This window comes from Klebsiella sp. 1SOBk5mer, from assembly GCF_046603115.1.
In the GTDB taxonomy this organism is placed as follows: domain Bacteria; phylum Pseudomonadota; class Gammaproteobacteria; order Enterobacterales; family Enterobacteriaceae; genus Klebsiella; species Klebsiella quasipneumoniae.
The window spans coordinates 227,080-240,966 of sequence record NZ_JBKIUU010000005.1 but is presented as its reverse complement, the minus strand read 5'-3'; the positions used below and the strand labels follow the sequence as shown (position 1 = coordinate 240,966).

Sequence of the window (13,887 nt, the reverse complement as noted above, 5' to 3'; positions counted from 1 at the left end):
ATCACCCCGCCAGGTCCAGAATTCGTACAACAAGCTGGGAGAAGCTCATTCCTGCCTGACGCGCCGCCATCGGTACAAGGCTATGGCTGGTCATGCCCGGGGAAGTATTCGCTTCCAGCAGATAAAACTGGCCATCGCTGTCCAGCATCACGTCAATACGGCCCCAGCCTTTGCAACCCAGAACATTCCAGGCTTTAAGCACCAGGCTCTGAATGACCGACTCACGCGCTGGATCTTCCAATCCTGGGCAGAAATATTGCGTCTCATCAGAGAGATACTTCGCCTCATAATCATAGAAGGTTCCAGCCGCCTGGATACGTATTGACGGTAAAATTTCTTCACCGACGATGGCGACGGTAAATTCCGGCCCACTGAGCCATTTTTCGACCAAAACTTCATCATCATGCTGAAAAGCCAGCGCGAGTGCACTCGCTAAATCACAGCTTTCGCTGACTTTCGACATCCCAACGCTGGAGCCTTCGCGGCTGGGCTTGATGATGAGCGGCAGACCCAGCGCCGCAATCTGCTGTTCGACATCAGCAGATAATCCGGCGCTAAACTGGGCGCGGGTCAGCGCCACCCACGGCGCGACCGGTAATCCGGCCCCCTGCCACAGCCATTTGCTGCGCAGTTTATCCATTGAAATCGCCGAAGCCATCACGCCGCTGCCGGTATAAGGCAGCTGGATCAGATCCAACAGCCCCTGCAGCGTGCCATCTTCCCCGCCGCGGCCGTGGAGTGCAATAAACGCTTTCTTAAAGCCCAGCTTTTTCAACTGGGTAATATCGACATCGCGCGGGTCAACCGGATGGGCATCCACCCCGGCTTCACGCAGCCCGGCCAGCACCGCGGCGCCTGAATTCAGCGACACTTCACGTTCAGCGGAGGTTCCACCGAAAAGCACCGCGATTTTATCAGCCATGGCGCTCCTCCTCCGTTTTTTGCGGGATCAGTTTGATTTCAGCCAGGTGACGGGCGATTTTTCCAATGTTTCCGGCACCTTGCACCAGCACTAAATCGTTGCCGGTCAGCACCGACGCCAGCATCGCCGCGGCCTGCGCCGGGTCGGATACCAGAATCGGGTCGACTTTACCGCGACCACGGATCGTACGGCACAGCGAGCGGCTGTCGGCGCCCGGGATCGGCGCTTCGCCTGCCGGGTAGACATCGAGCATCAGCAGCGCATCGACCTGGGTCAGCACGTTGGCGAAATCATCGTACAGATCGCGAGTACGGGTATAACGGTGCGGCTGGAATACCATCACCAGATTTTTATCCGGCCAGCCGGCACGCGCCGCTTTGATAGTGGCGTCGACTTCCGTCGGGTGGTGGCCGTAGTCATCGATCAGCATCGCGCTGCCCGCTTTGCCGTTGACTTCCGTCAGCGGATATTCGCCAAGAAAGTCGAAGCGACGGCCGGTACCCTGGAATCTTTCCAGCGCGCGCAGGATCGCCTGATCGTCAATCCCCTCTTCCGTCGCCACGGCAACCGCCGCCGCCGCGTTCAGCGCGTTATGGCGTCCCGGGGCATTGAGCGTCACCTGCAGCAGTTCTTTATCCTGACGCACCAGGCGGAAATGCCCCTGCGCCCCAACCTGACGGTAGTCTTCTACGCGAACGTCGGCGTCGTCGCTGAAACCGTAGGTGGTGATCTGCCGGCCGACGCGCGGCAGCAGTTCACGAATAACCGGATCGTCCACGCACATTACCGCGCGTCCGTAGAACGGCAGGTTGTGCAGGAAATTAATAAAGGTCTGCTTCAGATTTTCGAAGTCGCCATGGTAGGTATCCATATGGTCGGCTTCGATGTTGGTCACAATCGCGACCATCGGCTGCAGATGCAGGAACGACGCATCGCTCTCATCCGCTTCCGCAATCAGGTAACGGCTATGGCCGAGACGGGCATGCACGCCCGCCGCTTTCACCAACCCGCCGTTGACGAAGGTCGGGTCCAGCCCGGCTTCGGCGTAAATACTGGACACCATCGCGGTGGTGGTGGTTTTGCCGTGAGTTCCGGCAATCGCGATCCCGTGACGGAAGCGCATCAGCTCCGCCAGCATTTCCGCACGGCGGATCACCGGGATGCGCGCTTCGTGCGCGGCGACGATTTCCGGGTTATCGGCGGAAATCGCGCTGGAAACGACCACAACGCTGGCATCGCGCACGTTTTCCGGGCGATGGTTGAAATAAATGGTGGCGCCAAGCTGCGACAGCTGCTGGGTCACCGGATTCGGCGCCAGGTCGGAGCCGCTGATCTGGTAACCTTCATTAGCCAACACTTCGGCAATACCGCCCATACCGGCACCGCCGATGCCGACAAAGTGAATGTGCCGGACGCGACGCATCTCGGGCACTATGGAACGCAGTTTTGCCAAATCTTGTGTATTCATTCTTTACGCCATCAACTTCTGTATTCGGGCGGTGAAAATCACCGCAATTAGCGCGCCAAAGCTACGGCGCTGACCTCTTCTGCTACCCGCTCGGTAGCGTCCGGAATCGAAGCGCCACGCGCTCGTTCCGCCATATCCAGCAAGGTTTCCCGATCCCAGCTCGCCAGAGTAGAGGCTACCGCCTCTACCGTGAACGCCGGCTGTTCGAGAATTTTCGCCGCGCCGGCTTTCTCCAGCGGCAGCGCATTCCAGTACTGCTGACGATCTTTGTGCTGGAACGGTACAAACAGCGCCGGTAAGCCTGCGGCCGCGATTTCGCTGACCGTCAGCGCGCCGGAACGGCAAACCACGACATCTGCCCAGGCATACGCCGCGGCCATATCATCAATAAATTCCGTCACTTTATGCTGCGGCTGCCCCGCGGCGGCATAGGCCTGCTGCACGGTTTGCTGGCCGCCTTTACCGCTCTGATGCCAGATGGTCACCGTATCGCCGAGCTTCGCCGCCACCTGCGGCATGGTCTGGTTCAGGACGCGCGCGCCCTGAGAGCCACCGACCACCAGTACGCGAATCGGCCCCTGACGGCCCACCAGACGCTGCCCCGGCAGCGGCAGCGCCAGCACATCGGTGCGCACCGGATTCCCGACCACGTCCGCATGCGGAAAGGCGCCGGGAAACGCCTGCATCACTTTCTTCGCAATCTTCGCCAGCCACTTGTTGGTCAGGCCGGCAATGCCGTTTTGCTCGTGGAGGACCACCGGGATCCCCAGCGACCACGCCGCCAGACCGCCAGGCCCGGACACATAGCCGCCCATGCCCAGCACCACGTCCGGCTGGAAACGCTTCATGATCGCCCGCGCCTGACGCCAGGCGTTGAAGATCCGCACCGGCGCCAGCAGCTGTGCTTTAATCCCTTTGCCACGCAGGCCGGAGATACGGATAAAATCAATCTCGATGCCGTTTTTCGGCACTAAATCCGCTTCCATACGATCGGCGGTACCCAGCCAGCGAACCTGCCAGCCCTGGTCCATTAGATGGTGCGCGACCGCCAGTCCCGGGAACACATGCCCGCCGGTACCGCCCGCCATCACCATCAACCGCTTTTCCTGACCGCTCATCGAACACCCCGTGTAAACGCCTGGGCTTTTTCCAGACGCGTTTCATAATCAATTCGCAACAACAACATGATGGCCGTCGACATAATCAGCAGACTGGAACCACCATAACTGATCAGCGGCAGCGTCAGACCTTTCGTCGGCAGCATCCCCGCCGCCGCCCCGACGTTAACTAACGCCTGGAAGCTAAACCAGATACCAATCGCACAGGCGAGGAAGCCGGAGAAGCGATGATCGATCTCCAGCGCTTTTCGGCCAATCGACATGGCGCGGAAAGCGACGAAGAATACCATTAAAAGCGCCAGTACCACACCGATATAACCGAGTTCTTCGCCGATGATGGCGAAGATAAAGTCAGTGTGCGCTTCCGGCAAATACTCCAGTTTTTGCACCGAGTTACCGAGTCCCTGCCCCCACATCTCGCCGCGGCCAAAGGCCATCAGCGACTGGGTCAGCTGGTAGCCGCTGCCGAACGGGTCTTCCCACGGGTTCCAGAAGGAGGTCACGCGGCGAATACGGTACGGTTCGGCGAGGATCAACAGGACCACCGCCGAGATGCCCATGCCGATAATGGCGATGAACTGCCACAGCTTGGCCCCCGCGAGGAACAGCATCGCCAGCGTGGTGACGAACAGCACCACCACCGTACCGAGGTCAGGCTGCGCCAGCAGCAGGATCGCCAGCACGAAAATCACGCCCATCGGTTTTAAGAAGCCGCGCAGGTTGTTGCGCACTTCATCAGCTTTACGCACCAGATAGTTGGCGATGTAGCAGAACAGCGACAGCTTGGTGAACTCCGCCGGCTGAATGCGCAGCGGACCGAGGGCGATCCAGCGCGATGCACCGTTTACCGAGCTACCCACCACCAGCACGATCAGCAGCATGACGATCGAGGCGATCAGCATCGCGGTACTGTGGCGCTGCCAGAAATCCATCGGCAGTCGCAGCGTCACCAGCGCGAGGACAAAGGCCAGCACAATGTACAGGCCGTCACGCTTGGCGAAGAGGAAAGGATCGTTCGCCAGACGCTGCCCCACCGGCATTGACGCCGAGGTCACCATAATAAAGCCGATCGCCGCCAGGCCGAAGGTCAGCCACAGCAGCATCCGGTCATACATCACCAGACTGTCGTTATCTTTTGGGCGCGAGCCCATCACCCAGCCTTTCAGCGCGGCGAACAGCCAGGCGAAGATAAACATCCCCGGCAGTCGCGGCAGTCTCAACCGAGGCAAGCTCAGTTGCGGCATTCTCAGGCGTGGGAGAGAGAAACGCATCAACCTAACTCCTTCGCCAGGCGGGCAAACATCTCGCCCCGTTGTTCAAAGTTCTTAAACTGATCCAGGCTGGCGCAGGCCGGCGACAGGAGAACCATGTCGCCCGCTTTCACCAGGGGCGCTATCTGACGCATCGCCTGTTCCATGGTTTCAGTTTGTACCGCCACCTCAGGACGCAGCTCGGCGAGCTCGGCGCCATCGCGACCAAAGCAGTACAGGCGGATACGATCGCCGCCAAGGTAGCGCTTCAGCGGGGTGAAATCAGCGGACTTGCCGTCGCCGCCCAGCAGCAGATACAGCGTGCCATCAAGCTGCAGGCCGTTCAGCGCCGCCTCGGTACTGCCGACGTTGGTTGCCTTCGAGTCGTTAATCCAGCGCACGCCGTTGTGATCCAGCACCAGCTGGAAGCGATGCGCCAGGCCGGTAAAGGTGGTCAGCGCCTTCAGGCTGCTGGCACGCGGCAGGCCCGCGGCATCGGCCAGCGCCAGCGCCGCCAGGGCGTTGCTGTAGTTATGCTGACCCGTGATAGACATCTCTTTTACATTGAGGACTTTCTCACCTTTAACGCGCAGCCAGGTCTCGCCCTGCTGACGGTTAAGGTGGTAGTCACCGACATCGACGCCAAAGCTGATGCAGCGATCGTCCGCGCCGCGTACCGGCATGGTGAGCGCATCGTCCGCGTTGACCACGCAGGTCTTCGCATTCTCGTAAATCCGCAGCTTCGCGGCGCGATACTGCTGCAGCCCCAGCGGGTAGCGGTCCATATGGTCCTCAGTCACGTTGAGGATGGTTGCCGCCACCGCCTGCAGGCTGGAGGTGGTTTCCAGCTGGAAGCTGGAGAGCTCCAGGACATACAGCTCACGATCGGTATCCAGCAGCATCAGCGCCGGCAGGCCGATATTGCCGCCCACGCCGACGTTAACCCCGGCCGCTTTCGCCATCTCGCCCACCAGGGTGGTGACGGTGCTTTTGCCGTTCGAGCCGGTAATGGCGATGATCGGCGCCTGCGCTTCGCGGCAGAACAGTTCGATATCGCCAACGATCTCTACGCCAGCGTCCGCCGCCGCGCTCAACGAAGGATGAGCCAGCGCGATGCCGGGACTGGCGACAATCAGATCCGCCGCCAGCAGCCAGGTATCATTGAGGCCGCCGACATGGCATTCGACCGATTCAGGCAATTTATCCAGCCCGGGAGGCGCGACGCGGGTGTCCATCACGCGCGGGGTTACGCCGCGCGCCATGAAAAAGTCCACGCATGACAGGCCGGTCATGCCCAGCCCAATAATGACGACTTTTTTACCCTGATAATCTGCCATGATTAACGTACCTTCAGCGTCGCCAGGCCAATCAGCACCAGCATCAGCGAAATAATCCAGAAGCGCACGATAACGCGCGGCTCCGGCCAGCCTTTCAGTTCATAGTGGTGGTGGATCGGCGCCATGCGGAAGATACGCTGACCGCGCAGCTTAAAGGAGCCGACCTGCAGGATCACCGACAGGGTCTCCACCACGAAAACGCCGCCCATAATCACCAGCAGGAATTCCTGACGCAGCAGCACGGCGATAATGCCCAGCGCGCCGCCGAGCGCCAGCGAACCGACGTCGCCCATAAAGACCTGCGCCGGATAGGTGTTAAACCACAGAAAGCCCAGCCCCGCGCCGACGATCGCCGTACAGACGATCACCAGTTCGCCGGCGTGGCGCAGATAGGGGATGTGCAGGTAGTTGGCGAAATTCATGTTACCGGTCGCCCACGCCACCAGCGCAAAACCCGCCGCGACGAAGACGGTGGGCATGATCGCCAGGCCGTCGAGACCGTCGGTCAGGTTAACCGCATTGCCGGTGCCGACGATCACGAAGTAGGCCAGCAGGATATAGAACAGCCCCAGCTGCGGCATGACGTCTTTAAAGAACGGCACCACCAGCTCGGTCGCCGGGGTGTCTTTCCCGGCCAGATAGAGCGCGAACGCCACGCCCAGCGCGATCACCGACATCCAGAAATACTTCCAGCGGGCGATCAGGCCTTTGGTGTCTTTGCGCACCACTTTACGGTAGTCATCAACGAAGCCGATGATCCCGTAGCCGATTAATACCGTCAGCACGCACCAGACGTACGGGTTGGAGGGGTAAGCCCACAGCAGCACTGACACGGTGATCGCAGTGAGGATCATGATCCCCCCCATGGTCGGCGTGCCGCGTTTGCTGAAGTGGGACTCCGGACCGTCGTTACGAACCACCTGGCCGAAGGAGAGTTTTTGCAGACGGGCGATCATGCGCGGGCCCATCCACAGAGAGATGAACAGCGCGGTCAGCAGGCTGACGATGGCGCGAAACGTCAAATACGAAAAGACGTTAAAGCCGGAATAATATTTGACCAAATGTTCGGCCAGCCATACTAACATGTCCCAGTCTCCTGTAATGCGCGTACTACCTCTTCCATGGCGGCACTACGTGAACCCTTCACTAAAATGGTCATTATCTTATGCTCCGCCAGCAGCTCGCGCAGGCGAGCCACCACGGCGGCTTTATCGTTAAAATGTTCGCCCACGCCGCTGGCGCGGCTGATATCCGCGCTCAAGGCGCCGACGCTGAGAACGCAATCCAGCCCTGCCGCTTTCGCCGCTTCGCCGACTTCACGATGGCAAGCCGCGCTTTCCGCGCCAAGCTCCGCCATATCGCCGACCACCATCGTCCGGAAGCCGGGCATCTCTGACAGCACCTGCACCGCCGCGGTCATCGAACCGACGTTAGCGTTATAGGAGTCATCCAGCAGCAGCTGGCTCTCGGTCAGGCGGATCGGGAACAGACGTCCCGGAACGGCCTGCAGTTGCGCCAGACCGGCTTTCACCGCCGCCAGATCGGCGCCTACCGCCATCGCCAGCGAGGTCGCCGCCAGCGCGTTAGCGATGTTGTGGCGTCCCGGCAGCGGCAGCAGTACGTCAACGTTGCCGGTTGGGGTCTGCAGCGTAAATTCGGTGCCGTGGCTGGTGATCTGCACGTTAGTCGCGGTGAAATCGCTGTTGGCCGCGTTCGGCGAGAAGCGCCACACTTTGCGATCGCCAATCACCGCCTGCCAGTTCAGCCAGTCGTTGTTGTCGGCATTGAGAATGGCGATGCCGTTTTCCGGCAGACCGGTATAGATTTCGCCCTTCGCCTTCGCCACGCCCGCCAGCGAACCGAAACCTTCAAGGTGCGCGGCGGCAAGGTTGTTGACCAGCGCCGCTTCCGGACGCGTCAGGCTGACGGTCCAGGCGATTTCGCCCTGGTGGTTGGCGCCAAGCTCAATCACCGCGTACTGATGTTCTTTGGTCAGACGCAGCAGGGTCATCGGTACGCCGATATCGTTGTTCAGGTTGCCGGCGGTATACAGCGTGCTGCCGCACTGGCTGAGGATCGCCGCGGTCATCTCTTTGACCGAGGTTTTACCGGACGAGCCGGTCAGGGCGACGACGCGGGTCGGCACCTGCTGACGTACCCAGGCGGCCAACTCGCCGAAAGCCTGCCGGGTATCTTTCACGATCACCTGCGGGAGATCGCAGGGCAGCGGACGGCTCACCAGCAGCGCGCCGGCGCCTGCCGCTTTCGCCTGTTCGACAAAATCATGGGCGTCGAAACGCTCGCCTTTCAGCGCCACAAACAGGCAGCCCGCCGTGACTTTACGGGTGTCGGTGGTCACCTCGTCGATAGCGATATCGCTACCCTGCCGTTCGCCATGAGCGATCGCGGCGAGCTGGCTTAACGTAAAGCGAATCATGCTACCGCTCCCAGCAGACGCGCGACGGTGACGCGGTCGGAATAATCCAGACGACGGTTGCCGACGATCTGGTAATCTTCATGGCCTTTACCCGCCACCAGCACCACGTCGTTCTCCTGCGCCTGCATCACGGCGTTGGTCACCGCTTCCGCACGGCCTTCCATCACTTTTGCATGACCTGCATCAAGCATGCCGGCCAGAATATCGTTGATAATCGCCCGCGGCTCTTCGGTACGCGGGTTGTCGTCAGTGACGACCACGATATCGGCGAACTCTTCAGCAATCGCCCCCATCAGCGGACGCTTGCCTTTGTCGCGGTCTCCGCCGCAGCCGAAGACGCACCACAGCTTGCCGCTGCAGTGCAGGCGCGCGGCCTGCAGCGCTTTTTCCAGCGCGTCAGGCGTATGGGCATAATCCACCACCACGGCCGGTTTACCGGGCGCGCTGAACACTTCCATACGGCCGCATACCGGCTGTAAACGAGCCGCCGTTTTCAGCAGATCGGCCAGCGGATAGCCCAGCGCCAGCAGCGTGGCCAGCGCCAGCAGCAGGTTGCTGACGTTAAAGGCGCCCATCAGGCGACTTTCGATTTCACCGTTGCCCCAGCTGGAGTCAAACTGGATGGTGGCGCCGCTGTCGTGATAGTTGACCGCGGTGGCCTTCAGCCAGCGGCCGTGGCAGTTCGGATTGATATGATCTTCCATCGACACCGCCACCGCGTCCGGCAGCTTCGCCAGCCAGCGACGACCGACTTCATCGTCAGCGTTGACGATGGCCTGGCCGCAATGGTGGGTGGAGTACAGCAGCCATTTCGCCGCTTCGTAGTGCGCCATATCGCCATGGTAGTCGAGGTGGTCGCGGCTCAGGTTGGTAAATACCGAGGCGGCAAACTGCACGGCCGCCACGCGGTGCTGCACCAGCCCGTGGGAAGAGACTTCCATCGCGCCGAAGGTTGCCCCCTGCTCGACCAGGCCGGAAAGCACATGCTGAACATCGACCGCAGAGCCGGTGGTGTTTTCGCTCGGCACCACTTTATCCAGCAGCCCGTTGCCGACGGTCCCCATCACCGCGCTGGTTTCGCCGAGCAGTTTCGCCCATTGCGCCAGAAGCTGGGTGGTGGTGGTTTTGCCGTTGGTACCGGTCACGCCCACCAGACGCAGCTGCTGCGACGGCTGATGATAAAAACGCCCGGCCAGCGCCGATAAACGTTCGTTAAGCTGGCTCAGGTAGATAACCGGCACGCCGTGCATTTCACGGATCTCACCGTCTTTCGCTTCGCCCTGCGCTTCAGCAATAATGGCAGCCACACCTTGCGCTATCGCCTGCGGGATATAACGACGCCCGTCCGCCTGATGACCCTGTACCGCGATAAAGAGATCGCCGGAAGCCGCCACCCGGCTGTCCAGCGTCATCTCTCGCAGAATGCGCTCCGGTGCGTTTGGCACCCATGGAGCGAGAAGGTCGCGCAAATTACGATCTGCCACCTGTTCCCTCGCCTTGATTAATTACAAATTCACTTTTTTCGCCCGTTGCCAGCGCATCCGGTTCGATGTTCATGGTGCGCAATACGCCGCCCATGATGGCACCGAACACCGGCGCGGAAACGGCGCCACCGTAGTATTTACCTGCCTGCGGGTCGTTGATCACCACCACCAGCGCAAAGCGCGGATGGCTGGCGGGCGCAACGCCTGCGGTGTAAGCAATATATTTGTTGATATAGCGGCCATCCGGCCCCACTTTTTTCGCCGTACCGGTTTTAATCGCGATGCGATAGCCTTTGATCGCCGCTTTCACGCCGCCGCCGCCGGGCAGCGCCACGCTTTCCATCATATGAACGACGGTACGAACGAGTGATTCCGGGAAGACACGCTCGCCCGGAACCGGTGGATCAACTTTGGTAATCGACAGCGGGCGATAGATGCCGTAGCTGCCAATCGTTGCGTAGACTCGCGCTAACTGTAACGGGGTTACCATTAGCCCGTAGCCGAAAGAAAAGGTGGCCCTCTCTATGTCAGACCACCGTTGTTTTTGAGGATATAAGCCACTGCGTTCTCCGACCAACCCCAAATTGGTCGCCTTTCCAAGCCCAAAACGTGAGTAAGTATCTACTAACGCTGAGGACGGCATCGCTAACGCCAGCTTAGAAACACCGACGTTACTCGACTTCTGTAGCACCCCGGTCAGGGTCAATTCGCTGTAGCGCGCCACGTCTTTAATTTCGTGGCCGTTAATTCGATAAGGCACGGTATTGAGCACGGTATTTTCGTTGACGATACCGCGCTGCAGCGCCGTCATCACCACCATCGGCTTCACCGTCGAACCCGGTTCGAAGACGTCGGTGATGGCGCGGTTACGCATGGTGTCTTTCGCCGTGCCGGCGAAGTTGTTTGGGTTGTAGGACGGGCTGTTGGCCATCGCCAGCACTTCGCCGGTGTTCACGTCCACTAACACCGCGCTGCCGGACTCGGCTTTGTTAAAGGCCACGGCGTTGTTCAGCTCACGATAGACCAGCGCCTGCAGACGCTCGTCGATACTCAGCGCCAGGTTGTGCGCCGCCTGGCTGTCGGTGGAAGAGATGTCTTCAATTACCCGGCCATAGCGGTCTTTACGCACGATACGCTCGCCCGGCTGGCCGGTGAGCCATTTATCAAAGCTTTTTTCGACCCCTTCAATCCCCTGGCTGTCGACGTTGGTAAAACCGATGAGGTGAGCGGTCACTTCCCCGGAAGGGTAGTAACGACGGGATTCTTCACGCAGATGAATGCCCGGCAGCTTCAGTTTTTTGATGTAGTCGGCCATGTCAGGGTTAACCTGACGCGCCAGATAGATGAAACGCATCCGCGGATTGGTATTGATGCGCGTCGCCAGCTGATCCAGCGGCATATTGAGGGCATCCGCCAGCGCCTTCCAGCGCGTATCCAGGGTTACCCCGCCGGCATCATGGAGTTCTTTCGGATCGGCCCAGATAGCTTTCACCGGCACGCTGACCGCCAGCGGACGTCCAGAGCGGTCGGTAATCATCCCGCGCGCGGTGGACACTTCCTGTACGCGCAGGGAACGCATATCGCCCTGACGCACCAGCATATCCGGGCTGACCACCTGTAGCCAGGCAACGCGCCCCAGCAGGAAAGTCAGCGCCAGCAGAATGCAGCCGCACAGCAACGCAAAACGCCAACTGATAAAGTTGGCCTGTTCTTCCTGACGTTTTGCTTTTGGCGTTTTTGGCGCTGCTTTCATCCGTCGCAATAATCCTTATTTCTGTACAACGATATTTTCTTGTGATGGATCGACGTGTTGCATCTGCAACTTCTCGGTCGCGATCCGTTCAACCCGACTGTGATCGCCGAGCGCGTTCTCTTCGAGGATCAGGTTGCGCCACTCAATGTCCAGGGCGTCGCGTTCCAGAACCAGTTGTTCACGCTGCGCGGTCAACAGGCGCGTGTGGTGCGCGGTGGTGACCACGGTAATCGCCGTAATAATGATGCAAATGAACAGGCAGAGTGGCAGTTTCCCAAACCGCAGAAGGTCGTCCCCGATCACGCCAGGCAAAGCATGGCGCTCGTTGCTTCCAATCGACCCTTTAACTTTGCTTAAGGCCTCTGTCACTCTGCCGATCATGCGTTCGTCCTCTCTGCGATACGCAGCACTGAACTACGGGCACGTGGATTCTCTGCCACCTCTTCTTCGCCCGGCATCAACTTGCCTAGTGCTCGTAACTCACGGCCGCCCAGTTTTTTGAGCTGCGATTCGGTCATCGGTATTCCCGCCGGAACCTGCGGACCGCGGCTTTGCTCACGCATAAAGCGCTTTACAATGCGATCTTCCAGCGAATGAAAACTAATGATCGACAGCCGCCCGCCCGGGGCCAGCACGCTGAGCGAGCTTTTTAGCGCCTGCTCTATCTCCTCCAGTTCACTGTTTACCCAAATGCGCACCGCCTGGAAGGTACGGGTCGCGGGATGTTTGTGCTTATCTTTTACCGGCATCGCCGCGGCGATGACCTCCGCCAGCTCTTTGGTGCGGGTCATCGGTGCAATGCGATTACGTTCGACGATCGCGCGGGCGATCCGTTTACCGAAACGCTCTTCGCCGAAGGTTTTAATCACCCAGGCGATATCCGCTTCTTCAGCGGTCTGCAGCCATTCGGCCGCGGACTGACCGCGGGTCGGATCCATGCGCATATCCAGCGGCCCGTCGCGCATAAAGGAAAAGCCGCGTTCCGCATCGTCAAGCTGCGGGGAAGAGACGCCAAGATCGAGCAGAATGCCGTCGATCTTACCGGTAAGATTGCGCTCGCCGACGTACTCAGCAAGCTGTGAAAATGGACCATGTACGATGGAAAAGCGGGGATCATCGATGGTTTGCGCGACGGCAATCGCCTGAGGATCGCGATCGATTGCCAGCAAGCGTCCTTCCGCTCCCAGTTGGGAGAGGATCAGGCGCGAGTGACCGCCGCGACCAAAGGTACCATCAATATAGATACCGTCTGGACGAATATTGAGGCCGTTGACGGCTTCATCCAGAAGTACCGTAGTGTGTTTAAAATTTTCCATCATTTTTATAAAGACAAATCCTGCAGGCGCTCCGACAGTTCACCGGTCGCGGACTGCTCAGCGTCGATATCTTCCTTGACCCGTTGATACCAGGTCGTTTCGTCCCACAGTTCAAATTTATTAAACTGCCCGACCAGCATCACTTCTTTTGTCAGCCCGGCATGCTGCCGTAACACCGGCGCTATCAGCAAGCGACCGGCATTATCCATCTGACATTCGCTGGCATGACCCAGAAGCAAACGCTGTACGCGCCGCTCAACGGGATTCATGCTCGATAAACGCGACAATTTCTGCTCGATGACTTCCCATTCAGGCAATGGATAAAGCAGCAGGCACGGGTGATGAATGTCAATGGTGCATACCAATTGACCGGCAGCGTCCTCGATCAGCCCATCGCGATAGCGCGTTGGCACGGCCAGGCGGCCTTTGCTGTCGAGATTGACTAACGTTGCTCCACGGAACATGCCAGCCTCACCCCTTTTCGCCACTTTATCCCACAAATTCCCACCACAAGGAGTTTACGGAGCGGAGGAAAAGCTTGTCAAGCCAGCACGAATGCCAACGGAGCTCAAAAACCCATTATTTACAGCCGACATTAGCCCTGATGAAAAAATCATCAACAGGCGAGGCAAATTAACGTTATGAATACGTGTAAGAAAATAACCAACAAACTCGTAACAGTTATAAACATCAAAATATCTTCGGCGGGAAAATATAAAGTGTCAGTTTGCGACGCGAGCGGCATTTTAGGCCATTATGCCGGCCGTTAACAGTACCTGTTGCTGGCTGAAGGGCTGACCAG

The 13,887-nt window shown here is 59.3% G+C and carries 12 protein-coding genes; all 12 read right to left on the bottom strand.

What is annotated here, in order from left to right; translation table 11 throughout:
- Position 1 precedes the first annotated feature (1 nt).
- The 12 genes from ACLH1U_RS13975 to mraZ are packed head-to-tail and all read right to left on the bottom strand — an operon-like array spanning position 2 to position 13,549.
- The gene (locus tag ACLH1U_RS13975) at positions 2 to 922 is read right to left on the bottom strand and encodes a D-alanine--D-alanine ligase (protein ID WP_023291983.1); all 921 of its coding nucleotides are present in this window, start codon (positions 920 to 922) and stop codon (positions 2 to 4) included.
- Positions 915 to 2,390 carry a UDP-N-acetylmuramate--L-alanine ligase gene (gene murC / locus ACLH1U_RS13970; protein ID WP_411299305.1) on the bottom strand — a complete coding sequence of 492 codons (1,476 nt, stop codon included), beginning with the start codon at positions 2,388 to 2,390 and terminating at the stop codon, positions 915 to 917. Before murC ends, ACLH1U_RS13975 begins: the two co-directional genes overlap by 8 nt.
- Positions 2,391 to 2,437: 47 nt before the next feature.
- Complete coding sequence (gene murG, locus ACLH1U_RS13965) at positions 2,438 to 3,508, bottom strand: undecaprenyldiphospho-muramoylpentapeptide beta-N-acetylglucosaminyltransferase (RefSeq protein ID WP_032429099.1); 1,071 nt, start codon at positions 3,506 to 3,508, stop codon at positions 2,438 to 2,440.
- Positions 3,505 to 4,779 carry a cell division protein FtsW gene (gene ftsW, locus ACLH1U_RS13960; RefSeq protein ID WP_004204337.1) on the bottom strand — a complete coding sequence of 425 codons (1,275 nt, stop codon included), beginning with the start codon at positions 4,777 to 4,779 and terminating at the stop codon, positions 3,505 to 3,507. Before ftsW ends, murG begins: the two co-directional genes overlap by 4 nt.
- Positions 4,779 to 6,095: a UDP-N-acetylmuramoyl-L-alanine--D-glutamate ligase gene (gene murD, locus ACLH1U_RS13955; RefSeq protein WP_023291980.1), complete on the bottom strand. Its 1,317-nt coding sequence runs from the start codon at positions 6,093 to 6,095 to the stop codon at positions 4,779 to 4,781. The genes ftsW and murD overlap by 1 nt, the downstream gene beginning before the upstream one ends.
- A 2-nt stretch (positions 6,096 to 6,097) precedes the next feature.
- On the bottom strand, positions 6,098 to 7,180 hold the full coding sequence (gene mraY / locus ACLH1U_RS13950; RefSeq protein WP_004204335.1) for a phospho-N-acetylmuramoyl-pentapeptide-transferase: 1,083 nt from the start codon (positions 7,178 to 7,180) through the stop codon (positions 6,098 to 6,100).
- Positions 7,174 to 8,532: a UDP-N-acetylmuramoyl-tripeptide--D-alanyl-D-alanine ligase gene (murF, locus tag ACLH1U_RS13945; protein WP_032453841.1), complete on the bottom strand. Its 1,359-nt coding sequence runs from the start codon at positions 8,530 to 8,532 to the stop codon at positions 7,174 to 7,176. The genes mraY and murF overlap by 7 nt, the downstream gene beginning before the upstream one ends.
- Positions 8,529 to 10,016 (bottom strand): UDP-N-acetylmuramoyl-L-alanyl-D-glutamate--2,6-diaminopimelate ligase, encoded by a 1,488-nt coding sequence (gene murE / locus ACLH1U_RS13940; RefSeq protein WP_023291978.1) that lies wholly within the window; start codon positions 10,014 to 10,016, stop codon positions 8,529 to 8,531. Before murE ends, murF begins: the two co-directional genes overlap by 4 nt.
- Complete coding sequence (locus tag ACLH1U_RS13935; protein WP_023291977.1) at positions 10,003 to 11,769, bottom strand: peptidoglycan glycosyltransferase FtsI; 1,767 nt, start codon at positions 11,767 to 11,769, stop codon at positions 10,003 to 10,005. Before ACLH1U_RS13935 ends, murE begins: the two co-directional genes overlap by 14 nt.
- A 15-nt stretch (positions 11,770 to 11,784) precedes the next feature.
- Positions 11,785 to 12,150: a cell division protein FtsL gene (gene ftsL, locus ACLH1U_RS13930; protein WP_002888550.1), complete on the bottom strand. Its 366-nt coding sequence runs from the start codon at positions 12,148 to 12,150 to the stop codon at positions 11,785 to 11,787.
- Entirely contained in the window at positions 12,147 to 13,088 is a 942-nt protein-coding gene (rsmH, locus tag ACLH1U_RS13925) for a 16S rRNA (cytosine(1402)-N(4))-methyltransferase RsmH (RefSeq protein ID WP_004204328.1), read from the bottom strand. Before rsmH ends, ftsL begins: the two co-directional genes overlap by 4 nt.
- A 2-nt stretch (positions 13,089 to 13,090) precedes the next feature.
- Positions 13,091 to 13,549, bottom strand: a complete 459-nt coding sequence (mraZ, locus tag ACLH1U_RS13920) for a division/cell wall cluster transcriptional repressor MraZ (protein ID WP_004204327.1) — start codon at positions 13,547 to 13,549, stop codon at positions 13,091 to 13,093.
- Positions 13,550 to 13,887 lie beyond the last annotated feature (338 nt).